This is a genomic window from Corynebacterium tuberculostearicum, from assembly GCF_022347235.1.
Classification (GTDB): Bacteria; Actinomycetota; Actinomycetes; order Mycobacteriales; family Mycobacteriaceae; genus Corynebacterium; species Corynebacterium tuberculostearicum_F.
In genome coordinates this window covers 25605-50734 of sequence record NZ_JAKRDX010000005.1, presented here as the reverse complement: position 1 = coordinate 50734, position 25130 = coordinate 25605, and the positions used below count along the sequence as shown (strand labels likewise).

Here is a 25130-nt window from a genome sequence, read left to right as displayed (position 1 = left end):
CGCTAGACTGAAGAGCATGACGCATTTCGAAACTCCACCCATTTTGATAACCGGCATGTCCGGCGGCGGGTTGAGTTCCGCTGCCAAAGTGTTTGAGGACAAGGGCTACTACGTGGCCCACAATATTCCGCCTCGCGCCATTGTTGACCTTCTCAAGCTGTGCAACCAAGAAGAAACTCCGGTGGGCAAGGTAGCAGCCGTCACGGATGTGCGCTCGCGCATGTTCCCAGGGTCTCTGTTGGAGATTATGGATGAGCTTACGGAACTTAATATGAAGCCCACCGTGCTCTTTTTGGATGCTCGCGATGATGTACTCATCCGCCGGTTCGATTCGGTGCGGCGCACCCACCCCTTGCAGGAGGGGGACACGCTCAAAGTAGGAATCCAACGCGAGCGCCAGGCAGTGGCAGAAGTGCGTTCCCATGCGGATATCATTATCGATACGACCAACCTATCCATTCATGATCTCCGCCGTGCCATTGAGGCCGCCTTTGGTGAGATGCAAAATGCAAAGCAGCATGTCACCGTGGAATCCTTTGGATTTAAGAATGGCTCGCCCCGCGATGCTGACTTAGTAGTAGACGTGCGGTTCCTGCCCAACCCCTATTGGGTTCCAGAACTGCGCGGATACCGCGGTACGGATGAACCAGTTGCCCACTATGTGCTCTCGCAGCCAGCGGCGCAGGAATTCGTAGACAATTTCTTGCAGATGTTTTCCACCATGCTGGATGGCTACCGCCATGAGGGTAAGAACTTCATCACGCTTGGCGTCGGTTGCACGGGCGGTCACCACCGGTCCGTTGCCGTCGCAGAGGCTATTGCGGCGCGCCTGCGGGACAATGACACCTTAGACGTCAGCACCTTACATAGGGATATCGCTCGAGGTTAGAGCACAGGAGTTTTAACGCTTTTATGACCAATCCTTCACACATGGTCTGCCTTGGCGGCGGCCATGGACTTTATCAAACCCTTCTGTCCGCACGCTTTAGCGAGGCGGCCGATATTTCTGCCATTGTTACGGTCGCGGATGATGGCGGCTCCTCTGGCCGTTTGCGCCGCGAGCTGGAAATCATCCCACCGGGTGACCTGCGCATGGCGCTGGCTGCCTTGGCTAATAGTGACCCAGTGGGGGACTTGTGGGCGCGAACTTTGCAACACCGTTTCGGTGGCAATGGCGCGATGGCAGGACATGCGGTGGGCAATCTGATGATTGCGGGATTGACGGATGTGCTCGGCGATTATCAAGCTGCCCTGGATACCATCGCAGAACTTACCAATTCCCAGGGGCGGGTATTCCCAGTAGTCAACCAGGCCCTAGAGATTGAAGCGGACGTAGCCGGGCTTGACGACGACCCCCGTGTCAAGCGCCAAGTTCGCGGCCAGGTTGCCGTCGCTTCCACGCCGGGCCAGGTGCGGCGCGTGCGCATCGTGCCCGAACAGCCCAGCGCGAATCCGGATGCGCTCGATGCCATCCAGCGCGCGGATCTCATCACCATCGGTCCAGGCTCGTGGTTTAGTTCGGTATTGCCACATACTCTCGTGCCGGAGGTAGTGGATGCGATTTCTGCTTCCGATGCGCTGCGCGTTGTTGTTTTGAACCTTTCGGCCGAGCCCGGTGAGACTAATGGTTTCTCCGCGGAGCGCCACTTGCATGTGCTCGCTCAACACGCCCCCGATCTGCGGATTGACCGCATTTTGGTGGACGAGGCGGCTTTACCCACCGATAGTGAGCGCGTCTATATTCAGCGCGCCGCGCAGTCCCTAGGCGCTCGCGCTACCTTCGCGGATGTGAGCCAAGTTGATGCCAATGGTCGCAGCATCAATAAGCATGACCCTGAAAAGCTGTCTACAGCACTTCTGGACCTATATTCGGACTACCGCAGCGCTCGCGATTAGAACTGGCGCCTACTCTTCCGGCTAGCGTGCGGCCGATCGCGCTTGACCGACTGCACGTCGACTGGGCGCGCGCGGTATGATGTCAGAAATCCTTTCACCGCACTGGGCTGGGAGCGATGGCTCTGGCCGGTATGCGAACTTTGTGACTGTGAGAAAAGAAATGGGGCGAACTAGGTGACCACACCATTGACCGACCAGGTCAAAGAAGAATTGACGGCTGTCGTTGTGCCACGCCAGTCCGCTCGCGCTGCCGAACTGGCGGCGATGTTGCGATTCGCCGGCGAGCTAGATATTTCCGGCGACAGCATGTCCTATGAGTTAGAGCTAGAAAGCCACGCCATTGCACGGCGCTTCATGAACGCTCTTGATGACCTCTATGGGATCACTGCCGATAGCCATGTCGCTGGCCCGGCAGGAACCACCAAGAAGACTCGCGTAACGGTTCGTATCTCCACCGGCGCGAAAGAGCTGACCCGTCGGCTGGGCCTTATCACCCGCTCCGGTCATGCAGTAGTGGGGCTGCCGCCGCAGGTCATCTCCGGCACCGTGGCAGATAGCGAAGCAGCATGGCGCGGAGCCTTCCTTGCCCATGGCAGCCTCACGGAGCCAGGCCGCTCTTCCGCGCTGGAAGTTACCTGCCCGTGCCAAGAGGCTGCGTTGGCACTGGTGGGCTGCGCCCGCCGCCTTGGTATCTCTGCGAAGACCAAGGAGACTCGCGGCGAAGATCGCGTCGTTGTACGCGATGGAGATGCTATCGGGGCACTTCTTACCCGGATGGGCGCTCAGGAGACTCGCCTGAGCTGGGAAAAGAAGCGCGTCAAGCGGGAGGCACACGATACGTCTCGGCGCTTGGACAATTTTGATGACGCCAACCTTCGGCGCTCTGCTCGCGCTGCGGTTACCGCGGCAGCGCGCGTTGACCGCGCCATGGAGATTTTGGGTGACGATGTTCCTGAGCACTTGGCAGACGCGGGCCGCTTGCGAGTTCAGCACCGCGAGGCTTCGCTCGAAGAGCTGGGCCGGTTGGCCGAGCCTCCTATGACTAAGGACGCAGTAGCTGGGCGTATTCGCCGCTTGCTGTCGATGGCCGATAAACGAGCCGAGGAGCTTGATATCCCCGATACCAATCAAGCGATTACAGATGACCTTTTCAACGAATCCTGACCCTCGGAATCACCTACATTAAAAGAACTCCCCGCAGTGCGGATACCAAAGCGGTAGGCGCAGCTGCGGGGAGATTTTTAGTGCCTTCCCGGCTAGCAGGTGCGCAACCGGCTAGCCAGAAGCGTTAAAGAACTAGGGCACGAGGAATCCTAGGACGTTGGTCATCAGGAATACGATGACGCAGACAAACGCAAGGAAGGCCACGGAGTAGCCCACTACGTTCTTCAGGATGACTGATTCCTTGCCCTCCATATTGACGGCGGTAGCCGCAATTGCAAGGGACTGCGGGGAGATCATCTTGCCCACAACGCCGCCTGCGGTATTGGCCGCGAGCATGAGGTCAGGGTTTACGCTGATTCGCTCTGCCGCTGCTACCTGCAGGTTGGCAAAGAGGGCATTAGCAGACGTATCGGAGCCAGTAACCGCGGTACCAATCCAGCCTAGGACTGGGGCGAAGAGCGCGAAGATGCTGCCGGCAGAAGAGACGAACTCACCAATAGCAATGGTCTGGCCGGAGTAGTTCATCGTATAGGCCAAGGCCAGCACCAGGATGATGGTAAGAGCCGAGAACTTCATGCGGCTGACGACGTCCCCAAAGGCGCTTACCGGCTGTCCAAAGCTTAGGCTGTAGCGGCCATTTTCGTTGAAGAAGTGGTAGACAACCGCAACGATAATGCCCGAGAGCAACAGGAGCGTACCCGGGTTGCCAAAGACATTGAAGCTGAAGCTGGTATCCATGAGGTTGCCGTCGGCGTCGACAATCGCGTCATCAAGCAAAGGCCAGGCAAAGTGGAGCTTGAGGAATCCGAAGATGGCTGGGGCTGCGGTTGCCACGGCAAAGACAACGGTCACTACGGCGTAGGGAAGCAGCGCCATCCAGATGCGGCGTCCGTTGAGGTCGGTAGTGGACTCGGCGGCAGGCAGCTCGAGGCGCTCGCGCAGCTCCTTGACGCCCTTCGGCTTCCATACCCGGAGGAAGGCGAAAGCACAGCCCAAGGAGACGATGCAGGCGATGACGTTGGTGAGCTGGTACGCAAAGAAGGTCGCGGACAGCCACTGAGCCAACGCGAAGGAAACGCCAATCACGGCAGCGGCCGGGGCAGTTTCCTTGACACCGCGGATGCCGTCCAAGATAAAGGCGATGAGGAATGGCACGATAGCGGCGATGAGCAGCACCTGCAAGGAGATAAGTGCTGCAATGTCCTGGGTCTGCTCGGCGCTGCGACCGGCAACCTCGCCCGCAGTGGTTACCGGGATGCCAACCGCGCCAAAAGCAACCGGAGCGGTATTAGCAATCAGAACTACTGTTGCCGCGCGCAGTGGCTTCACACCAAGGGCCATGATCATGGTCGCGGTAATGGCCACGGGGGCGCCGAAGCCAGCGAGGGCCTCCAACAAACCGCCAAAACAGAAGGCGATGAGGATAGCCTGGATGCGAATATCGCCATCACCCAAAAGGTCGAAGGTCTTGCGCAAATCCTCGAAGCGCCCGGAAGCTACGGTGATTTCATAGAACCAGATTGCGGTAATGATGACCCAGACAATGGGCAGGAGCCCGAAAAGCCCGCCGCGTACGGCGGAGGACAAAGCCATATCTACCGGCATGGAGAAGCCGGCGATGGCAATAATGAGGGATACTGCCAGGGCAACGGCGCCAGAAGTATGCGCGCGTGCCTTTACGCCTAGCAGCATGATAAAGAATGCAATGAGCGGGAGAATCGCCACCAGGGCGGTAAGCCCGAGGCTGTCACCCACAGCAGAGGTATTTATTTCGAACAAGAGAAGTCCTTGATTTCTACGGTGGTCTTGCCTGTAGGAGATTACGGGCACATGAAGCATTCTCACGGTGACCAACGGTGGCGCTAGAGCAGGCAGGGTTGCCTTAAACGCTTTGTGAGCCAGTGAGTAAGGAAAGCATATCGTGCGGTGGGTGTCACGGAAACAATACGGTCGTCTTGGTAGGTGTTAGCGGCAGCATTTCTCAATGTCCGATCGGGCAGAGGCGGGCGCAACTCCTGAAGTGTAGCAGTGATATATCTCACGTTTACGGGGTAAACACAACACAAACCCACGGGTTCGGGCCTATCCAGCGGGTTTATATGTGGGAAATAAAAAGGATCGGAAAGAGTGTACGCGCTTTTGGAAAGTCTGTCATCTACTAGTTCTTAAGGCTGCTGGGAGCCTGCGCTGACAAAAAACGCTCGGTAGTATCGGCACTGTAAGGGAAAACGCTCGGGCGCTTCTCAAACACTGACTTCATTGAAGGACCCGCGCACATACCCGTACACACATTTACTCGACTCTTTGAGGAGAAATACAGTGACTATCCGCGTAGGTATCAATGGCTTTGGCCGCATCGGCCGTAACTTTTTCCGTGCAGTCGCTCAGGGTGACAACGACCTCGAAGTTGTTGCAGTAAACGACCTGACCGACAACGGCACGCTGGCTAACCTGCTGAAGTACGACTCCGTACTGGGCCGCTTCGATGGCGAAATTACTCACGACGATGAGTCCATTACCGTTAACGGCCACCGCATCGTAGTAACCGCAGAAAAGGACCCGAAGCAGCTCAAGTGGGGCGAGTACAACGTAGACCTCGTCATCGAGTCCACCGGCCGCTTCACCAACGGCAACGACGCCAAGGCTCACCTCGAAGCTGGCGCCAAGAAGGTCATTATCTCCGCTCCGGGTAAGGAAGTAGACGCAACCTTCGTCTACGGCGTCAACTCTGACACCTACGATCCGGCAAACCACAACGTTATCTCCGCGGCATCCTGCACCACCAACTGCTTGGCACCGATGGCAAAGGTTCTCAATGACGAGTTCGGCATCGAAAAGGGCCTGATGACCACCGTTCACGCTTACACCGGCGACCAGCGCATCCAGGACGCTCCGCACAAGGATCCGCGCCGCGCCCGTGCCGCTGCAGTAAACATGGTGCCTACCTCCACTGGCGCTGCTAAGGCCGTATCCCTGGTTCTGCCTGAGCTGGACGGCAAGCTGGATGGTTACGCAATGCGCGTCCCGGTTATCACCGGCTCCGCTACCGACCTGACCTTCACCGCTTCCCGCGACGTCACCGCCGAGGAAATCAACGCCGCCCTGAAGGAAGCTGCTGAGGGCGAGCTCAAGGACACCCTCGCATACACCGAGGATCCGCTGGTTTCCACCGACATTGTTACCTCCCCGCACGGCTGCATCTTCGACTCCGGCATGACCAAGGTTTCCAACGGCAACCTGGTCAAGGTTCTGGGCTGGTACGACAACGAGTGGGGCTACACCTCCCAGCTCGTTCGCCTGACCAACCTGGTGGCAGACAAGCTCTAAACTAGAGCTCTAGCAATGAGGAACCGGCCCGATGCAAGCCTTAACGGCGCTGCGTCGCGGCCGGTATTCTTATGTCTATAGCCTTTTAACCCGTCCGAATTAATTAAGGAGTAAATAATGGCTTTCCAGACACTTGACGATCTTCTCAAGGAGGGCGTCGAATCCCGCCACGTTCTCGTCCGCTCTGACTTCAATGTTCCACTCGATGAAGAGGGAAACATTACCGATCCCGGACGTATCAACGCTTCTCTTCCGACCATCAAGGCACTGGTTGAGGGCGGCGCAAAGGTTATCCTTTCCGCACACCTGGGTCGTCCAAAGGGTGAGGTAAACCCTAAGTTCTCTTTGGCTCCAGTAGCTGAAGCGCTGTCTGAGGCGCTTGACCAGTACGTTGCCCTAGCCGGCGACGTCACCGGAGAAGACGCGCATGAACGCGCAAATGGTCTCAACGATGGCGACGTGATGTTGGTAGAAAACGTCCGCTTCGACCCCCGTGAGACCTCGAAGGACGAGGCTGAGCGCGGCCAGTTCGCAGACGAGCTCGTTGCCTTGGCGGCCGATAATGGCGCTTTCGTCTCCGATGGCTTTGGCGTTGTCCACCGTGCGCAGGCATCTGTGTACGACGTCGCTAAGCGCCTGCCAGCGTACGCAGGCAAGCTGGTAGAGAAAGAACTGTCGGTTCTGTCCACCGTAGCTAAGGAGCCGGAGCACCCGTACGTGGTTGTGCTCGGCGGCGCTAAGGTTTCGGATAAGCTCGGCGTGATTGAAGCACTGGCCGGCAAGGCAGACAAGGTCATCATTGGTGGCGGCATGTGCTACACCCTGCTGGCTGCCAAGGGCTACAACGTGCAAGAGTCCCTGCTGCAGGAAGATCAGATCGAAAACTGCAAGGATCTGCTCGAGCGCTTTGGTGACAAGCTGGTGCTTCCGGTTGATCTGATTGCTGCAAGCAAGTTCGCGGCGGATGCAGAGACCCAGGTGGTCGAGCTCGATAGTATCCCTGAGGGCTGGATGTCCCTGGATATTGGACCAAAGTCCGTCGAAGAGTTCGCAGAGGTTCTTGCATCCTCCAAGACCGTCTTCTGGAATGGCCCGATGGGCGTATTCGAAATGGAGGCCTTCTCCAAGGGCACCGCTGGTGTAGCGCAGGCTATTATCGACGCCACCGCAAAGAACGGTTCCTTCTCCGTCGTCGGCGGCGGCGACTCTGCTGCCTCCGTGCGCATGCTTGGGCTAGACGAGGACGGCTTCAGCCACATCTCCACCGGTGGCGGCGCCTCCCTCGAGTACCTTGAGGGCAAGGAGCTTCCGGGCGTATCTGTCCTGGAAGCCTAAAACTGCCTGATCAACTTGCCAGAAAGAGAGGAAAAATTCATGGCACGCACCCCACTTATCGCAGGTAACTGGAAGATGAACCTCGACCACGTCGAGGCCATCGGCTCCGTTCAAAAGTTCGCCTTCTCCCTGCCAAAGGACTACTACGAGAAGGTCGATGTGGCCTACATGGTCCCGTTTACTGATATTCGCACGATCCAAACGTTGGTAGAGGGCGACAAGCTGCAGGTCACCTACGGTGCGCAGGACATCTCTAAGCACGAGTCCGGCGCATTCACTGGTGAAGTGTCTGGCAAGATGCTGAGCAAGCTCGGCTGCAGCTGGGTGGTCGTGGGACACTCGGAGCGCCGTCAGTACCACGGCGAGACCGATAAGCTCGTTGCAGAGAAGGCAGCCGCAGCATTGGACAATGGCATCAGCCCCATCGTGTGTGTAGGCGAGCCGTTGGCTGTACGCGAGGCCGGTACCCACGTGGACTACGTGGTTAACCAGACCCGCAATTCTTTGGCTGGCCTGAGCGCAGACCAGCTTGCCAAGACTGTTATCGCCTACGAGCCAGTGTGGGCTATTGGCACCGGCAAGGTTGCCTCCGCAGACGATGCCCAGGAAGTCTGCGCCGCCATCCGTGAGCTCGTAAAGGAGCTCGCAGGTGAGGAGGTTGCTGCAGGTATCCGCATTCTCTACGGTGGTTCCGTCAAGGTTGATTCCGTTGCAGAGATCGTCAGCAAGCCTGACGTCGACGGCGGCCTCATCGGTGGCGCCTCCTTGGTTGGCGAGGAGTTTGCCAAGTTGGCTGCCAACGCAGCTAATGCCCTGAGCTAACAGGAGTTATCACCTGTCACAGGTTCGCGCTAAGGTGCGGGTTGGAATGGTTCCAGCCCGCGCCATCGTGTAGAGTGGGCCGATGTGATTGCTTTGCTGTACGCGAAGTCTAAAAGTACGATTCCGCGCTAGCGGGTGGCGAGAGTTACCCACAGGGCGCACGTTAGAAATAAGGAATATCCTCATGGTCTTGGCACTGGAAATCATCTTGGTCATCGCAGCTATTTTGATGTCCATCTTCGTGCTGCTGCACAAGGGCAAAGGTGGCGGCCTGTCCAGCCTCTTCGGCGGCGGCGTGCAGTCGAACCTTTCCGGCTCGACCGTCGTGGAAAAGAACCTGGACCGTTACACCGTGATCATGGTAATTATCTGGCTTGCGTGCATCGTAGGCCTCAACCTCATCCAGGCATTCGCTTAAGCCACCAGCAGGAATAGCGAAAGCGCCGGTATCGGCTTCCAACCTCTTGGTTCCCTGTGGGAACTGGAGGTGGGGAAGCGGTACCGGCGCTTTTTGTGTGGCGCCGAGCCACAAGTTCAGCTCGGCTGCGCGTTAGGCAGCCGTGCCTAGAGCTCGGAGGCAGCGTCATCGGCAAGGAAGAGGATGGTCTCCTCCTTACCGTGCACGCCTGCAGCCGGCCATTCTTCGGCTTCAGCGCCTTCAACGACATGCTTGGCTGCTTCTGCCTTGGCCTCGCCTGCAACAAGAAGCCAAATACGAGCAGACTTGTTTACCGCGGGAAGAGTAAGGGTAATGCGCTCGCTCGGCGGCTTGGGAGAGTCATGGACGGGAACAGCTAGCTCTTCTTGTTCCCGAACCGCCTCAGAATGGGGGAACAAGGAATTGATATGGCCCTCTTCGCCCATGCCCAGCAGATGCAGGTCGAATCCGTTCGGGGCGAATTCCTTTAGCTCTGGCTCATACGCACTCGCTGCGGCTTCCATGGACACCGCGCCCAGATCAAAACCGTGAATATTCTGATCCGGAATATCTACGTGATTGAGCAGGGCACTGCGTGCTTGACCTTCATTAGAATCTGCGTCAGAGACGGGCACATTACGCTCGTCCCCGAAAAAGACGTGAACGCGCGACCAATCGATGCGATGGGCTGGAAAATTCTCGCCTTGCTGCTGTGCCGCGAAATCCAAACGAGCTAGCTCGTGAAGAACGCCAATTCCAGCGCCACCGCCGGTTAGGACAACTCGCGCGACCCCATCGTGGTGGAGCCCGCCACCGGCGGCCTGGATACGCGCTACGGTATCCACGAATTTCAGCGCGGCCTGGGAGATAAGGTCATCCACATCGCTTACGCGGTGAAGAGTTACCATGAGGTATCGCTATCCTTTGCAAAGAATCAGAGTTAAGCCGTTTTACTGCTTACTGTAGTCTACTTGCGCGAGCGCACGGAGTGCTTGCGCATAAGTCTTATCGGCATCTAGATGGCGCAATTCTTCAGAGAGAACCTCAGCTTGGGAGCGCTTGCTAAGGCTCACCAGGGAATCCGGGGAACCTGGAACGCACACACGCACCGTGCGCTCGTCGATGACATCAACGTCGACGTGGCTCGTTTCCCGATTAAACCGCAAGTGGGTCACCGGGAAGTGCGGCTCCTGAGAGTCGGTCACAGTGCGGTGGACGGGGACTGCCAAACGATCGAGGAGCCATCCGGCCGCGAAGTCTGGAGCTGGGTGGCCCGCAGGGCCCGCTACCTCGACGGACTGCACAGGCTCGTGAGGATGGCGGTCCAAGGCGGAGGCCACGACGCCGCGCCACAATGTGATGGCGGCCCAGGACATATCGGAATCGCCCGGCGTGTAGCCGGCGGATAATGTGCGCAGATCTTCGCCAGTGACGCGTCCGTCATGGGCAACGTTGGTAATGCGGCGTTGAGCCAGCTTGCCTACCGAGCTGGAAGCTGGGTCGGGCGGGCACAAGGTAGGCCACCAGGCGACCAAGGGGGTATCGGGAAGCAGCAGTGGAGTAACGACTGCCTCGTCCTGGTTCGCCAAAGCGCCGTGCAGCTTCATGATGACCATCTCAGAGGCACCTGCCTCACCACCCACGCGCAGCTGCGCGTCTAGGTGGGTATCTGCCTGCGGGTCGCCCGTCACGACGACCAGAACGCGCGACGGGTGCTCGTGGGAGGCATCGCGCACGGAGGACAGGATGTTTTCCAGATCATCGTCCTCGCGGGCAGCCACGATCAGGGTGAGTACTCGGCCGGTAGTAAGGGTGTAATGCTCCTGGGCCTCTACGAGCTTCTTGGAGATTTCACGCGTAGTGGTGTTGGGCAATGGAATAATCATTGTCTGCGTCCCTCCTATGGGCGGCGCCAGGAGTGGCCCCGGCGGCGCAACATTCTATCGGCGGATTCCGGGCCCCACGTGCCAGCGCGGTATTCCTCCGGCTGGCCTGCTTCGGCCCAGTAATCGATGATGGGATCCAAAATCGACCAGGAAAGCTCTACCTCTTCGTTGGTGGGGAAGAGCGAGGACTCATCGAGGAGGGCATCCAAAATCAATCGCTCGTATGCTTCCGGAGATTCCTCGGTAAAGGCCTCAGCATAAGCAAAGTCCATATTGACGTCGCGGACCTCCATGGTGGAGCCGGGCACCTTGGAACCAAAGCGCATGGTGACGCCCTCATCCGGCTGTACGCGGATGACTACGGCGTTTCGCCCCAGCGCATCGGTCTGGCCGTCAACGAATGGTTGATTTGGCGCTGCCTTGAATACCAGCGCAATTTCGGTCACGCGCCGGCCCAAGCGCTTGCCCGTGCGCAGGTAGAAGGGTACTCCTCCCCAGCGGCGAGAGTTTACTTCCAAGGTGCAGGCTGCATAGGTCTCCGTCGTGGACTCCGGATCGAAGCCTTCTTCTTCGCGCAAGCCCTTGACAAACTCGGAGCCTTGCCAGCCGGCGGAGTACTGGCCGCGAGCTGTAGTCTTATTGAGTGGGTGCACGGCGTGGGTAGCGCGCAGCACCTTGACCTTTTCTGCCTGCAGGGCCTCAGGCTCGAAGGAGGACGGTTCTTCCATCGCAACCAGAGCCAAAAGCTGCAGCAGGTGGTTCTGGATGACGTCGCGAGCCGCACCGATGCCGTCATAATAGCCAGCGCGGCCGCCTAGGCCAATATCTTCGGCCATGGTGATTTGGACGTGATCGATGTAGTGAGCGTTCCACATGGGCTCAAAAATTTGATTGGCAAAGCGCAAAGCCATGATGTTTTGCACCGTCTCCTTGCCCAGATAATGGTCAATGCGGAACACCGCGGACTCAGGGAAGACGGCGTTGACAATCTCATTGAGCTTGCGGGCAGACTCTTGATCGTGGCCGAAAGGCTTTTCAATGATTACTCGGCGCCACGAGTCCTCGACGGAGTTGGCCATGCCCACCCGCTCCAGCTGGTGGCAAATATTGGAGAAAAACTCCGGTGGAACCGAAAGGTAGTATGCCCAGTTGCTGCCGGTGCCGCGCTCGCGATCTAGCTCGCCCAAACGCGCCGAGAGGCGATCGAATCCAGCATCGTCGAAAGAGCCTTGGACAAATTCGATTCCCTGGGATAAATGCTGCCAGACATCTTCATTGAACTCGGTACGTGAGCCAGCGATGACGGCTGAGCGAACGTAGTCGCAGAATGCGACTTTGTCCCAGTCGCGGCGACCATAACCCACAAGGGTAAAGCCAGCGGGTAGGAGTCCACGGCTTGCTAGGTCGTAGATTGCGGGCAGTAGCTTTTTATATGCTAGGTCACCGGTAACGCCGAAGATGACCATGCCCGCGGGTCCTGCGATTCGCGGCAATCGCTTGTCGCTGGCATTGCGCAAGGGGTTAACCCAAGCGGCTGAGTCGGTCACGAAGAATCCTTCCTGAGTTTATGGGCTTTAAGCTCGCTAATATTCTAGCGGCAGAATGCCCCGCCGAATTCTCGGCGGGGCACAAGTCACACGGCGTAGTTTACGCGAGTCGCTCCTCAAGGGAAGCAAGCAGTTCCTCCCACGCGGCGACAAACTTATCTACGCCCTCGCGCTCCAGCACTGCAAAGACATCATCGAAATCAATGCCGACCTCTTCTAGCTGGGCAAAGACGCCTTCTGCGGCCTCGCGGCTATCAGACAGGGCATCGCCGTGGAGGTTGCCCTCAGAGAGAACCGCATCGATGGTCTTTTCCGGCATGGTGTTGACCGTATGCGGGCCAGCCAGCTCCGATACGTACAAAGTGGCTGGGTACTCCGGATTCTTCACGCCGGTAGATGCCCACAGTGGACGCTGGAGGTGGGCGCCCTCGGGCAAGTCGGCGTCGTTAAGCAAGGCGTCCTGGAAGAGAGCGTAGGCGCGCTGGGCATTGGCGACGCCCGCCTTGCCCCGCAGTGCCAGAGCAATCTCGCTGCCAATAGCTTCCAAGCGCTTATCCACTTCGGTATCCAAACGGGAAACAAAGAAGGATGCCACGGAATGAATGGCGGAGACGTCCTTGCCTGCCTCGGCGGCACGCTTGAGGCCGGTACGGAAAGCCTCAATGACATCGCGGTAGCGATCCACGGAGAAAATAAGAGTGACGTTGACACTGATTCCCTCTGCCAGGGCATCTTCGATGGCCGGGAGGGAGCCGGTCGTGGCCGGAATCTTGATCATGACGTTGGGACGATCAACCTTGGACCAGAGCTCACGTGCCTGCTCAAGGGTGGCTGTCGCGTCATCAGAAATGCGTGGGTCGACCTCGATGGACACGCGGCCATCTGCGCCGTTAGTAGAGGAGTAGATATCCGCAAAGAGGTCGCAGGCATTCTTTACGTCCTCGATAGCCAATGCGTACACCGCTTCATCGGCGGTGGCCTTGGTCTCCTTCAACGTGGAAAGCTCGGCGTCGTAGGCGGTGCCGTTGGTCATCGCCGCGGCGAAGATCGCCGGGTTGGTGGTAACTCCCACGATGGACTTAGTGGAAATTATCTCCTCGAGATTGCCCGATACTAGGCGCTCGCGAGAAAGGTCATCGAGCCAGGTTGAGGTTCCCAGCTGGGCAAGTTCGGAAATGTGGTTCATGATTACTCCTTATCCAGTCCTGGAGGTTTACTTCTTCGCGGCGGCGAGCGATTCCTGCGCCGCTTCAACAATCGCTGCAGGGGTGAAGCCAAATTTCTCAAAGAGCTCGCCCGCAGGAGCAGAGGCGCCGTAGTGCTCGATGGAAATGGTGCGGCCGAAAGAACCGGTGTACTTGTGCCACGGCATCGCGATGCCGGCTTCGATGGAGACGCGGGCCTGTACTTCGCTAGGCAGCACGGACTCGCGGTATGCGTCATCTTGCTCATCAAACCACTCAAGGCACGGTGCGGAGACAACGCGGGTGGCAGTTCCGGCGGCCTCCAGTTCCTTAGCGGCGGCGACGGCAAGCTGTACCTCAGAGCCGGTAGCGAGGAGGATTACGTCTGGCGTTTCCTTGGACTCTTCCACCAGAACATAAGCGCCGCGGCGCACGCCATCATGTGCCTTTTCCTTGGTACCTTCCAGTACCGGCAGTCCCTGGCGGCTCAGTGCCAGGCCCTTTGGTGCGGCCTTGTACTCGAGAGCTGCGGCCCAAGCCTGAGCGGTCTCGTTGGCATCGGCCGGGCGAATAACGGACAGGTTCGGGATAGCGCGCAGGGCAGAAAGGGTCTCTACCGGCTGGTGGGTTGGGCCATCCTCGCCCAAGCCGATGGAGTCGTGGGTCCAGACATAGTAGGTATCGGTAGACATCAACGAGCCCAAGCGGACAGCGGGGTACTGGTACTCGGAGAAAATAAGGAAGGTGCCGCCATAAACGCGGGTATTGCCGTGCAGAGCAATACCGTTCATGATCGCAGACATCGCGTGCTCGCGAATGCCGAAGTGCAGGTTGCGGCCATACGGCTGAGCCGACCACATGTCGGTGGTAATGGCTGCAGGGCCGAAGGAGTCCGCGCCCTTAATCACGGTGTTATTGGAACCGGCAAGGTCAGCAGAGCCACCCCACATCTCAGGAAGGGAAGCGGCCAAGGCTTGGATGGTGGCCTCAGAAGCCTTGCGGGTGGCCAAGGACTCACCCGGTTCCCACACCGGCAATTCAGCGTCGAAATCTTGCGGCAATTCGCGCGCCTGCATGCGGTCAAAGAGTGCCTTGTTCTCCGGATTAGCTGCAGCCCATTCGTCGAACTTCTTCTGCCACGCGGCGTGCTTCTCGGCGCCGCGCTCGCGCAGCTTGCGGGTGTGTGCGATGACCTCGTCGTCGATGTGGAAGCTGCGCTCCGGATCGAAGCCCAAGACCTCCTTGGTGGCAGCAACTTCGTCATCGCCCAGTGCAGCGCCATGAACGCCGCCGGTATTCATCTTATTCGGGGCCGGGTAGCCGATGACGGTCTTCACGCGGATGAAGGACGGGCGCTCGGTCTCTGCCTGTGCGGCCTTGACCGCCTCCTCAATGGCTACGACGTCTTCGCCGGATTCGACCGTTTGGACGTGCCAGCCGTAGGCCTCGTAGCGGGCGACCACGTTTTCGTTGAAAGCAATATTCGTATCGTCCTCAATAGAGATGCGGTTATCGTCCCAGAAGACAATCAAGTTGCCGAGCTTTTGCGTACCCGCCAGGGAAGAAGCCTCAGCGGTAACGCCCTCCTGCAGGTCACCATCGGAAGCGATGGTGTAGACGTAGTGGTCGAAAGGAGACTCGCCGGCCGGTGCCTTAGGATCGAAAAGGCCGCGCTCCTTCCGTGCCGCCATGGCCATGCCCACGGAGGAAGCAAGGCCTTGGCCAAGGGGTCCGGTGGTGATTTCCACGCCATCGGTGTGGTGCACCTCAGGGTGGCCGGGCGTGCGCGATCCCCATGTGCGCAGCTGCTTGAGATCGTCCATCTCCAAACCAAAGCCGCCCAGGTAGAGCTGGATGTACTGGGTGAGGGAGGAGTGACCAACCGAAAGAACAAAGCGGTCGCGGCCGGCCCAGTGCACATCGGCGGGATCATGGTTAATGACGCGCTGATACAAGGTGTAGGCGAGGGGAGCGAGGGACATTGCCGTACCGGGGTGGCCGGAACCGCACTTTTGTACAGCATCTGCGGCTAGAACTCGCACGGTGTCGACGGCGCGGGTGTCAAACTCCGACCAATCCTCCGGATAACGGCGCTCGACCATAGTTTGGAGTTCTGGGGACAACTTATCTTTCGACACTGGAAAGCCTCGCTTACGTCTAGGCAAAAAGTACTTAACTTTATTCAGTCTAGTAATTTTTAAACCGGCGGTGCGCAATTATAGAAAGCTAGGCATAAAAGGTATGCTGGCATGGCTAAGTGGAGTGCGCGCGGGCGCTAGAGCGCGCACTGAATCTAGCGGCCATAGGCCTGTTGTCTTTCACCCCTGCGCCGAAAACTGTGAGTGAGAGAACTGGAACTTTTTCACGGGCATGTGCGACCGCTAGGGGTGACCGCGCGCAGTAAGTGCGCGGGGCACAGTTCACCAACGTTCAGATAGTGGAGGAATCCCTTGGAGACCATCAAGGCCTATTTTGCGCTAACGAAACCGAGGATCATTGAGCTCCTCCTCGTGGCCGCAATCCCGGCGATGCTCCAAGCGCAACGCGGCGTGGAGGCCGTTTCAGACAATATCTGGCTTATCGTGTCGACCATTTTCGGCGGTTGGATGGGCGCTGCTGCCGCCCACACGTTTAATAACGTCGTGGACTACGAGCTGGATCAAAAAATGCAGCGCACCAGGGCCCGACCACTGGTAAGAGCCAAGATTTCTAAGCGAAACGCAGCAATTTTCGCCTGGGTAATGCTCATCCTTTCCGTGCTGTGGTTGGGCGTCCTAGCTCATTCCTGGCTGGCGGCCTTCTTCGTGATTTTGACGAACTTTTTCTATGTCTTCGTCTACACCAAGTTTTTGAAGATGCGCAACGCTCAAAATATCGTCTGGGGCGGCTTGGCCGGCTGCATGCCGGCGATGGTCGGCTGGGCGGTTATCCGGGATAACGCTCCTGCTGCAGAGCCTGACCGCTGGTGGCAGGCAATCGTGCTCTTCCTCATCATCTTCTTCTGGACTCCGCCACACACGTGGGCGCTGGCCATGAAGTACAAGGAAGACTACCGCAAGGCCGGCGTGCCGATGCTGCCCGTAGTGGCTGATGAGAAGGAAGTCACTCGACAGATCGTGTGGTATACCGTGGGCACGGTTATCGTGACCCTACTTATCGTCCCCGCTGCATCGTGGATTTACTTGGTCGCAGCTCTTGCCTCCGGCGCGGTATTCCTGTGGATGGCTATACGCCTGCACAAGGGAGTGAAGAACGGTGCCAAGGTTAAGCCGATGCGCCTGTTCATTTACTCCAATAACTATCTGTCGGTGCTCTTTATCGGGTTGTCCATCGACGCAGTATTGGGCTGGGAGCCACTAGGCCGGATGCTCGGCTGGTCGGCCACGTTATTTTAACTGTGCCCAAATACCTAGGATAGGAACCAGAAAGCGCGGGAAGGCAAGGCAAATGCTTTCCCGCGCTTTTGGTGTTCGTGGGTGGGTTTAGGCTTTATCGCCAGCTTGGACGCGCAGCACGATGGAACCGGTAGTCTTGCGCTCTTGGAGATCGCGGTGGGCTGCAGCGGCATCTTCCAGTGGATAAGACGCCGTGACGTTGAAGCTCAGATCGCCGTCGATAACAGCTTGGACGACCGCCTGGGCACGCATTTGGAATTCGCCTTCCTGGGCTGTCCATGCGCCGATGGAAGGCCGGGTGAGGAAGATAGACCCATGCTTGTTCAGTAGCTGCGGGTCGATAGGCTCAACTGGGCCAGAGGCGGCGCCGAAGAGCGCGACGGTGCCACGGGGGCGTACTGCTTCGAGTGACTCGTGGAAGGTCGCCTTGCCGACGCCGTCGTAAACCACGTCAACACCCCTATCACCGTTGTAGCGACGAACCTGCTCGGCGAGTCCGTCGCCATAGCGAAATACCTTATCCGCACCGGCCGCGTAGGAGAGTTCTTCCTTTTCGTCCGTGGAGACCACCGTATAGACGGTAGCGCCGAGCGACGATGCCATTTGGGTGAGGATCTGGCCTACACCGCCGGCGCCGGCGGTGATCAGGCAGGAAGCGCCTTCACCTAGTTGATAGACGCCATGCGCCAAATAGTGTGCAGTAATGCCTTGCAGCAACATGGAAGCAGCGACTTCTGGCTGGAAATCATCCGGGACTGCTACTAGTCCCTCGCGTGGGACGCAGACCTGCTCGGCGTAGGAGCCGAAAGCCTGGTTCCAGGCCACCATCGTGCCCTCGGCAACTTTCCCCTTGGGGTCGTGGACTACGCGCCCGGTGCCTTCGAAACCGGGAATGAACGGGGCGGCCGCGTTATAGATACCCTCACGATAATAAGTATCGATGTAGTTGACGCCAGCCATGATGACGTCCACCAATACCTCATCGTCATTAGGGGTGGGGGCGGGTACTTCGGTATAGCGAAGTACTTCTGGTCCGCCGGTTTCTGTGACCTGAATTGCGTGCATATAGCCAGGCTAGCGCAAAAAGCCGGCCGAGTGCAGTACTTCGGCCGGCCGTGGGCGTTATGCGTTAAGCAGTCGCGCGCTCCCGTTCGAGAGAGGCTTGGCGCGCGGCGTACTTTTCATCGCCGCTGGGAGAGCCGGTGATGAGATCTGCGGTGCCGTTGGTGCGGCGTACACCGTGCGCCCACAGCAGGGCGGTATACGCGGTGACGAAGGAGGAGAGCGCAATGTGGAAAGGGACAGTCCAGCGCGGAATGCTCATGTAGAACTGGTAAACGCCTACTGCCCACTGAATGAGGATGCATACAACGAGGACCCAGCCAGCCTTCTTGGCATCTTGTGGAGCCCGGTTCTTATAAAGCAGGAAGACGGTAACAACCGTTAGCGTCAGGTAGACGTACATGCACATGGCGTGGGTGACGGCCATGGCTTCGGTATCTACCTGCAGGCGGCCTTCCATTCCCACCCCGGAATCGCCAGAGTGAACGCCCGAACCGGTAACCATCGTGCCGGTGATGAGCACAATGCTCAGGGCAACGGTAGCGACCGCTGCAAGGAGGCGGATCGCCTGAGGGAAGCGAGCGCGCGGCGTTCCGTCATCGGGTTCCAGAATGCGGGAATAAAGCATTGCCGCCAGCCATACCAAGAGCATGGAAGGCAGGAAGTGCAGTGCCACGGACCACCAGCGAAGGTCCAGGTGGACAGAAATGCCGCCAATGACCGCCTGCAGGACGATGCCGGCGACGTTGAGCCATGCGTACACCTTGAGCTCTGCGCGGCGATGCGCCATACGCATAGCAATGACAGCGGCGACTGCCGCTGCGGATACGACGAAAGTAAGCAGGCGGTTACCAAACTCGATGGCCTGGTGAAGAGCAGGCGCAGCGCCTTCCATAGGGACAAGGGAGCCCGGTTGGCATTCCGGCCAGGTGGGACAGCCCAATCCCGAGCCGGTCACGCGGACAATGGAACCAGACACGGTGATGCCACCCTGGCACAAGAGGAGGATGAGCGCGATGAGGCGCTGCTGTTGCAGTGTAGGGGCGGCTTCCTTAAAGAAGCGCTTGATCTTCGTCCAGTAATTCACGCATTGCATCCTACTAGTCGGGAGATTTTGGGCATAAAAATTCCTCTGGTTTCGAAAGGAACCGGACAAAAGTCACATTTAGCCATCGAAGCGGAACCAACGGACCGCAGCGAACGACGCCACCGCTAGCCACGCCAACAAGGATAGGAGCTCGAGGCCGGGAAAGGTGGAATTAGAGGCGTCGGTAAGCGCGCCTGCTAGGGCGACGGTCGGCACCGCGTTGAGGATGCCATTATCGCCAAGGCCCTGGGAGTAGAGGGTCCAGCCGACTACGCCGAGGAGCAGAAACCAGATGAGGTTGGCCAGCGCGAGCACTACCTCAGAACTGAGGGTGCCGCCGAGCAACAGCCCCATGGCGGTAAAAGCCGCAACGCCAAAAAATAGCGAAAGAATCATGAGCAGCACCCCGCCCAGGCTGATGCGGAGGCCCAGAATATAGGCCGCTATACCCAGGACGAGGATTTGGAATACCACCATGGTGAGTACGCCGAGGATCTTGCCGCCAATGATGGCCCAAGCCGGCACACCGGACGCGCCGGTGCGTTTAAGGGCTCCGTAGCGGCGGTCAAAGGCAAGTGAAATGGCCTGACCGGTAAAGCCTGCGGAGGTGGCCGCTACTGCAAGCACCATGGGAAATACCTCGTGCAGGCCATGTCCGGTAAGGGACTCTAAGTGGGCCGCGCCTATGAGCAGGGCCAGCGGAATGATGACGCTCAGCAATTGCTGTTCGCCGTGGCGCAGCATGAGTTTTGCTTCCATCTTTCCTTGCGCAAGCAACATGGCGCCGGCGCTGGCCCGTTTAGGGGCCGGGGTAAAGGTTCCAGTTTTAAAGGTAGTGCTCATGTGGTGGCTTCTTTCCGCAACGCAGTTGATTGAATTCGATCTTGGCGGAGGGCGCAGCTAGCTGCGCAAATGTCGCCCGGTGAGGTCAAGGAAGACCTCCTCCAAGTTGCGGTGGGCTGCGTCTAAGCGCCGCAGCAGGACTCCTTGGCGGGCAAGTTCGGCGCTCAGCGCGGCAATCGTCTCGGGCGTGCCGGCCTGGGTCAAGCGGTAATGCAGCGGACGGGATTTGGTTGCTTGAATGCCAGCCTTGGCTAAAGCCTCCACATCAACGTCGATATCGGTGCTGAAGCTAAGGCCTGACGAGTCTGACTGCGCGGTAAGTTCCGCGGGGGTGCCGTGGGCTACGAGCTGGCCATGATCCATGATTGCCACTCGGTCCGCCAGTGACTCCGCTTCATCCATGAGGTGGGTGGTAAGAACAATCGTGACGCCATCGTGCCGCAGGGCTCGAACAAGGTCCCAGACCGCCAAACGGGATTGTGCATCCATGCCAGCGGTGGGCTCATCGAGAAAAACTAGTTCGGGCCGACCGATGATTGCTAGGGCGAGGGAAAGCCGTTGCTGCTGCCCGCCGGAGAGTCTGCGATAGGGGGTGCGGGCTACTCCTTCCAGCCCGAGCATTTCCAGTAGCCAGTGTGGGGAGAGGGGATGGGCGCTGTAGCTAGCGGAAAGTTCTAGCATTTCCAGAACACGGATGCCGGAATAGGAACCACCACCCTGCAACATGATTCCGACCTTTTCTCGCACCTTGTCCGGTGCGGAACTCGGGTCTAGCCCGAGGACGTCGATTGTGCCGCTGGTGGGGTGGATAAAACCCTCCGACATTTCGATCGTCGTGGACTTTCCAGCGCCATTGGGACCAAGGAGGCAAAAGATCTCACCTGCGGCAACGCTAAGGCTTAGACCATTAACGGCGGTGGTGGAACCATATTTTTTCACCACGTTGTCCACGGTGAGGGCTGGGCGATCGGCTGAAATGGAATTCACGTGGGATTAGTTTAGGACACGGATTCCGCTGCGCCGTACTGCAACCCACCACAGGGTGGCGATGACTGCGAAAGTGCAGGCGGCCGACACGTAGATGACGATGATGGTGCTGGGCGGCAACCCGAGGCCGCGTGGCAGCACAAAGAAGCTCATAGCTGCCGAATAAGCCACGACGCAGAAACGGAAGATCAGCCGGTTGGCCCATGCGGCCAAAGGCAGTACCGCCCACAAGATGTACCACGGATGGACGACAGGAAAGAAGATAACCAGCACTAAGGAGGCGGTGCCGAGTCCTCCCACAGGGTGGATGCGGCCGCGCAACGTTGCAAAGAGCATGCGGGCCATGAAAGCTACTGCCACCAGCACGCCAAAGGTACGGGTTACGGTGAGAATAGCTTCGGTGTGGTCACCTAGGCCCAGTAGCATTCCGATAAAGCCGGTACCCACGCCTACGGCGGTGGAGGTAGAAAGCCACGAGCGGATGGAGGCCGCCCCGCCTTGTCCTGTGATCCACCCCAGGCCAATGCCGGTCAGGGCGCTAATAAGGGCGATGGTTGCAATTAAAATGACTAGCTGCAGAGCAATGGCGTAGGCCAAGGCCTTCCAGCGAGATGCACCGTCTTTGTCTATCAGGTGGCGGGCGTACGCCATTCCCACAAAGCCCAGACCGATAAAGCCGGTAACCTTGACCATTCCGGCGCAGGACAGACAAAAGCCGGAAGCAATGAGCGCTAGGTAGGCACTGCGTGTGGACTTTTCTAGCTTGCCGACGCCCCGCAGGCCCAGCTCCATACCCACCAAGAGCAGGCCCAACATGATGGACTCATTATGGATTCCGCCCACCAGGTGCAAGATGGTCAGTGGGTTGAGAATGCCGAGCCACAGGGCAGATTCTGGAGATACCCGGCAGCGCCGCGCGAGACAGCTGATTGCCCACCCAGCAACCATGATGCCGGCGATGGATAAGAGCCGGTGGGCGATTACTCCCAAGAGGATGGAATTAGAGGTAACTGCGCTCACCACTCCAGCGAGCCCGAGTGCTACGGGGCCATAAGGGGAGGGGGAGTTGGCCCAGATAAACGGTACGGATCGGGCGAGCTCATCACCCGCGCCAAGCAATTGCACCGGTCCTGCAGAATAGGGATCCATGCCTTGCATCACGATGGAACCGTTGGCCAAGTAGGAGTAGATGTCCTGGGTAAAGAGCGGGGCGGTAAAAATCAGCGGGATGACCCAGCCGGCCCACGTGCGCCACAGTTGGTGGGTGGTCACGAGCCGGCGGGCGCGCGTTGGGGTGAGCGAACCTTCCTGGGGTTGGCGCAGCGGAGTGCCTACAAAAGGGGCCAGGAAAACCCAGGCGGCCACCAACAGGCCTACTCCCACCATGACTATGGCAGAAGAGGTCTGCAGCATGCGGGACATGAGGGAGCCAAAAGGCACGTTGTCATAAGGGTTTCCCACTACCGGGAGGGCGCCGGCTCCTAACGCGCCGAAGGCGATAAGCAGAGACCCCACTGTGCCCACCCAGCGCAGGATAAAAAATGTCCGCCACTGTGCGGTGGTGGTGCGCTTTAGGCCATCTTCTTTGGCGGGGACAAAATCAAAACGAGAATCAGGCTCCGCGGCTCCGGTGTCCTCGGCGTGTAGCCGCGCAGACCGAGAACCAGCGGTGCCCAGCTGCGGCAGCTCGGCCTTGACGCCGGAAAGAAAGCCGCGGAATTTGCCTGTCATGGGTTAAGACCTTACGCGAATCCTCCGCCCCAACCCCAGCGGGCCCGCCCTTTTAGCGCGCGCAGCGCCGCCAGTTGTGGCGATGAGGGGAGTTAGCCACCCCCGTGCCACGCCGAAGAATGGCCAATGGTGGCATTCCGGAATGAATTAAGGAACACTAGTGTTGTCTAATAAAGGAGGCGCAGTTGGACTGCGGCGCGACTCTCGGAATTACGGGAGCCGGCTGCAGGGCGGCTGTAAGTGAGCGAAGCACGAAGGGAGGTCCCGGCATGAGCACACCTCAGCGCGTAGAAACTACGCATAAGGCGGCTAAGGAATCCCGCACTACGGATGGCGATACCCGCCGGCAAGTGATGCTGTTGCTGCTGAAGGACGGGCCCGTTACCGCTTCCCACTTGGGTGAACGCCTTGGCCTTTCTGCTGCTGGAATCCGCCGGCACTTAGACAATTTGGTGGAAGAGGAACTGACGGAGGTCGTGCGCCGCCACCCAGTGACCCGCGGCTCAACGGGCAACGGGTCTGGTCGCGGCCGACCAGCCAAACACTTCCGCCTCACTGATCGTGGCCGGGCGCAATTCGGCCACGCCTACGATGATTTGGCCTCTGATGCTTTGACGGCGCTTCGCGACGTCGGCGGGTCTGAGGCTGTTAAGCGCTTTGCCAAGGTCCGCTTCGAGCGACTCGTTGCAGATGTGCGTCCCTTGATAGAAGAGGGTGAATCTGTAGAGGATGTGGCCCGTAAGCTGGCTGAGGTCTTGGACGAGCACGGGTATGCCGCCACGGTGGACCGCGCTGGTCAGGGAGTGCAAATCTGTCAGCATCATTGCCCGGTCTCCCATGTGGCGGCCGAGCATCCGGAGCTGTGTGAGGCGGAACAAGAAGTCTTTTCTGCTCTATTAGGCAAACACGTGCAGCCTTTGGCCTCCATTGCTGGCGGTCACGGGATCTGTACCACGAACATCCCCTTGACACCCGTTAATACAAATACTGAAAGGAGCGAGTCATGACCCAGGCACAATCGGCACCCGAGAACAAGATGACCGATGATGAAATCATTGATTCCATTGGTGCATATGAGTACGGCTGGCACGACTCGGACGCGGCTGGTGCTTCTGCTCGCCGCGGCTTGAATGAAGATGTAGTACGCGATATTTCCGCCAAGAAGGGCGAGCCGGAATGGATGCTTAACCAGCGCCTGAAGGCACTCAACATCTTTGATAAGAAGCCCGTTCCCACCTGGGGTGCGGATCTGTCTGGCATCGACTTCGACCAGATTAAGTACTATGTCAAGTCCACTGAGGAGCAGGCCCAGACCTGGGAAGACCTCCCGGACGACATCAAGGCCACTTACGATAAGTTGGGCATTCCAGAGGCCGAGAAGCAGCGCCTCGTTGCCGGCGTGGCAGCCCAGTACGAGTCTGAGGTTGTCTACCACCAGATCCGTGAGGATCTGGAAAGCCAGGGCGTCATCTTCGTGGATACTGATACCGCACTGCGTGACTACCCTGAGCTCTTCAAGGAGTACTTCGGCACCGTTATCCCGGCCGGTGACAACAAGTTCTCCGCGCTGAACTCTGCTGTGTGGTCCGGTGGCTCCTTTATCTACGTGCCCAAGGGCGTGCACGTAGATATTCCACTGCAGGCTTACTTCCGCATCAACACGGAAAATATGGGCCAGTTCGAGCGCACCCTCATCATCGTCGACGAGGACGCTTATGTGCACTACGTCGAGGGCTGTACCGCTCCTATCTACAAATCTGATTCCCTGCACTCCGCAGTAGTGGAGATCATCGTGAAGAAGGGCGGCCGCTGCCGCTACACCACCATTCAGAACTGGTCCAGCAACGTCTACAACTTGGTGACCAAGCGCACCAAGGTAGAAGAAGGCGGCACCATGGAATGGGTCGACGGCAACATTGGCTCCAAGGTGACCATGAAGTACCCGGCCGTATGGATGACCGGTCCTTACGCCAAGGGTGAGGTTCTCTCCGTTGCCTTTGCTGGTGAGAACCAGTTCCAGGATACGGGCGCCAAGATGACTCACATGGCTCCGCACACCTCTTCCAATATCGTGTCTAAGTCGGTTGCCCGTGCCGGCGGCCGCGCCGCGTACCGCGGCTTGGTGCAGGTTAATCAGAACGCGCACCATTCCACTTCTAACGTCGAGTGCGATGCGTTGCTGGTGGACAATATCTCGCGTTCGGACACATACCCGTATAACGACATCCGCAATGACCACGTCACGCTGGGCCATGAGGCAACCGTTTCCCAGGTTTCTGAGGAGCAGCTGTTCTACCTGATGTCCCGCGGTATTGCGGAAGAAGAAGCAATGGCGATGATCGTGCGTGGCTTCGTTGAGCCGATTGCTAAGGAGCTGCCGATGGAGTACGCCCTCGAGCTCAACCGCCTCATCGAACTGCAAATGGAAGGATCGGTCGGCTAAAGA

21 protein-coding genes are annotated in these 25130 nt (G+C 58.6%); 10 read left to right on the top strand and 11 right to left on the bottom strand.

Annotated features, from left to right (window positions below; translation table 11 throughout):
• Positions 1-7: 7 nt before the first annotated feature.
• The 3 genes from rapZ to whiA all read left to right on the top strand — a co-directional run bounded on the left by rapZ (position 8) and on the right by whiA (position 3060).
• Complete coding sequence (gene rapZ / locus MHK09_RS04110; RefSeq protein ID WP_200435698.1) at positions 8-889, top strand: RNase adapter RapZ; 882 nt, start codon at positions 8-10, stop codon at positions 887-889.
• Positions 890-912: 23 nt separating this feature from the next.
• Positions 913-1896, top strand: a complete 984-nt coding sequence (locus MHK09_RS04105) for a gluconeogenesis factor YvcK family protein (RefSeq protein ID WP_250412722.1) — start codon at positions 913-915, stop codon at positions 1894-1896.
• A 174-nt stretch (positions 1897-2070) separates the two neighbouring features.
• Positions 2071-3060, top strand: a complete 990-nt coding sequence (gene whiA, locus MHK09_RS04100) for a DNA-binding protein WhiA (RefSeq protein ID WP_239228818.1) — start codon at positions 2071-2073, stop codon at positions 3058-3060.
• 132 nt (positions 3061-3192) lie between these two features.
• On the opposite strand, the gene MHK09_RS04095 is transcribed toward whiA, so the two are convergent.
• Positions 3193-4839, bottom strand: coding sequence for an L-lactate permease (locus tag MHK09_RS04095; protein WP_411763090.1), 1647 nt, complete (start codon positions 4837-4839; stop codon positions 3193-3195).
• Positions 4840-5379: 540 nt separating this feature from the next.
• Here MHK09_RS04095 and gap point away from each other — a divergent pair.
• The 4 genes from gap (at position 5380) to secG (ending at position 8962) form a co-directional block, all read left to right on the top strand.
• Complete coding sequence (gene gap / locus MHK09_RS04090; RefSeq protein WP_005324862.1) at positions 5380-6387, top strand: type I glyceraldehyde-3-phosphate dehydrogenase; 1008 nt, start codon at positions 5380-5382, stop codon at positions 6385-6387.
• A 117-nt stretch (positions 6388-6504) separates the two neighbouring features.
• Positions 6505-7722, top strand: coding sequence for a phosphoglycerate kinase (locus tag MHK09_RS04085; protein ID WP_250412721.1), 1218 nt, complete (start codon positions 6505-6507; stop codon positions 7720-7722).
• 39 nt (positions 7723-7761) lie between these two features.
• Positions 7762-8544, top strand: coding sequence for a triose-phosphate isomerase (tpiA, locus tag MHK09_RS04080; protein ID WP_005324858.1), 783 nt, complete (start codon positions 7762-7764; stop codon positions 8542-8544).
• A 184-nt stretch (positions 8545-8728) separates the two neighbouring features.
• On the top strand, positions 8729-8962 hold the full coding sequence (gene secG / locus MHK09_RS04075) for a preprotein translocase subunit SecG (protein WP_150851357.1): 234 nt from the start codon (positions 8729-8731) through the stop codon (positions 8960-8962).
• Positions 8963-9108: 146 nt separating this feature from the next.
• Here the strand turns inward: secG and pgl are convergent, their stop codons facing one another.
• The 5 genes from pgl to tkt form a co-directional block, all read right to left on the bottom strand.
• A complete protein-coding gene (gene pgl, locus MHK09_RS04070; protein WP_250412720.1) occupies positions 9109-9870 on the bottom strand; it encodes a 6-phosphogluconolactonase in 762 nt (253 codons plus the stop codon).
• A 42-nt stretch (positions 9871-9912) separates the two neighbouring features.
• Positions 9913-10848, bottom strand: a complete 936-nt coding sequence (locus MHK09_RS04065; protein ID WP_250412719.1) for a glucose-6-phosphate dehydrogenase assembly protein OpcA — start codon at positions 10846-10848, stop codon at positions 9913-9915.
• A 14-nt stretch (positions 10849-10862) separates the two neighbouring features.
• On the bottom strand, positions 10863-12395 hold the full coding sequence (gene zwf, locus MHK09_RS04060; RefSeq protein ID WP_005328410.1) for a glucose-6-phosphate dehydrogenase: 1533 nt from the start codon (positions 12393-12395) through the stop codon (positions 10863-10865).
• A 100-nt stretch (positions 12396-12495) separates the two neighbouring features.
• Positions 12496-13581 carry a transaldolase gene (tal, locus tag MHK09_RS04055; RefSeq protein ID WP_250412718.1) on the bottom strand — a complete coding sequence of 362 codons (1086 nt, stop codon included), beginning with the start codon at positions 13579-13581 and terminating at the stop codon, positions 12496-12498.
• Between the two features lie 27 nt (positions 13582-13608).
• The gene (gene tkt / locus MHK09_RS04050) at positions 13609-15681 is read right to left on the bottom strand and encodes a transketolase (protein ID WP_250412717.1); all 2073 of its coding nucleotides are present in this window, start codon (positions 15679-15681) and stop codon (positions 13609-13611) included.
• A gap of 348 nt (positions 15682-16029) precedes the next feature.
• On the opposite strand from tkt, the gene MHK09_RS04045 reads away from it, so the two are divergent.
• Complete coding sequence (locus MHK09_RS04045) at positions 16030-16974, top strand: heme o synthase (RefSeq protein ID WP_179386531.1); 945 nt, start codon at positions 16030-16032, stop codon at positions 16972-16974.
• Between the two features lie 87 nt (positions 16975-17061).
• Here the strand turns inward: MHK09_RS04045 and MHK09_RS04040 are convergent, their stop codons facing one another.
• The 5 genes from MHK09_RS04040 to mptB form a co-directional block, all read right to left on the bottom strand.
• Positions 17062-18039 (bottom strand): quinone oxidoreductase family protein, encoded by a 978-nt coding sequence (locus MHK09_RS04040; protein WP_005324846.1) that lies wholly within the window; start codon positions 18037-18039, stop codon positions 17062-17064.
• A gap of 64 nt (positions 18040-18103) precedes the next feature.
• Positions 18104-19132: a COX15/CtaA family protein gene (locus MHK09_RS04035; protein ID WP_250412716.1), complete on the bottom strand. Its 1029-nt coding sequence runs from the start codon at positions 19130-19132 to the stop codon at positions 18104-18106.
• 69 nt (positions 19133-19201) lie between these two features.
• A complete protein-coding gene (locus MHK09_RS04030; protein ID WP_005328404.1) occupies positions 19202-19966 on the bottom strand; it encodes an ABC transporter permease in 765 nt (254 codons plus the stop codon).
• Between the two features lie 57 nt (positions 19967-20023).
• Positions 20024-20953 (bottom strand): ABC transporter ATP-binding protein, encoded by a 930-nt coding sequence (locus MHK09_RS04025; RefSeq protein WP_250412715.1) that lies wholly within the window; start codon positions 20951-20953, stop codon positions 20024-20026.
• A gap of 6 nt (positions 20954-20959) precedes the next feature.
• Positions 20960-22684 (bottom strand): polyprenol phosphomannose-dependent alpha 1,6 mannosyltransferase MptB, encoded by a 1725-nt coding sequence (mptB, locus tag MHK09_RS04020; RefSeq protein WP_200435643.1) that lies wholly within the window; start codon positions 22682-22684, stop codon positions 20960-20962.
• A 269-nt stretch (positions 22685-22953) separates the two neighbouring features.
• On the opposite strand from mptB, the gene MHK09_RS04015 reads away from it, so the two are divergent.
• Together MHK09_RS04015 and sufB are read left to right on the top strand one after the other, a co-directional pair.
• Positions 22954-23691 carry a helix-turn-helix transcriptional regulator gene (locus tag MHK09_RS04015; RefSeq protein WP_179386525.1) on the top strand — a complete coding sequence of 246 codons (738 nt, stop codon included), beginning with the start codon at positions 22954-22956 and terminating at the stop codon, positions 23689-23691.
• Positions 23688-25127: a Fe-S cluster assembly protein SufB gene (gene sufB, locus MHK09_RS04010; protein ID WP_005324837.1), complete on the top strand. Its 1440-nt coding sequence runs from the start codon at positions 23688-23690 to the stop codon at positions 25125-25127. Before MHK09_RS04015 ends, sufB begins: the two co-directional genes overlap by 4 nt.
• Positions 25128-25130 lie beyond the last annotated feature (3 nt).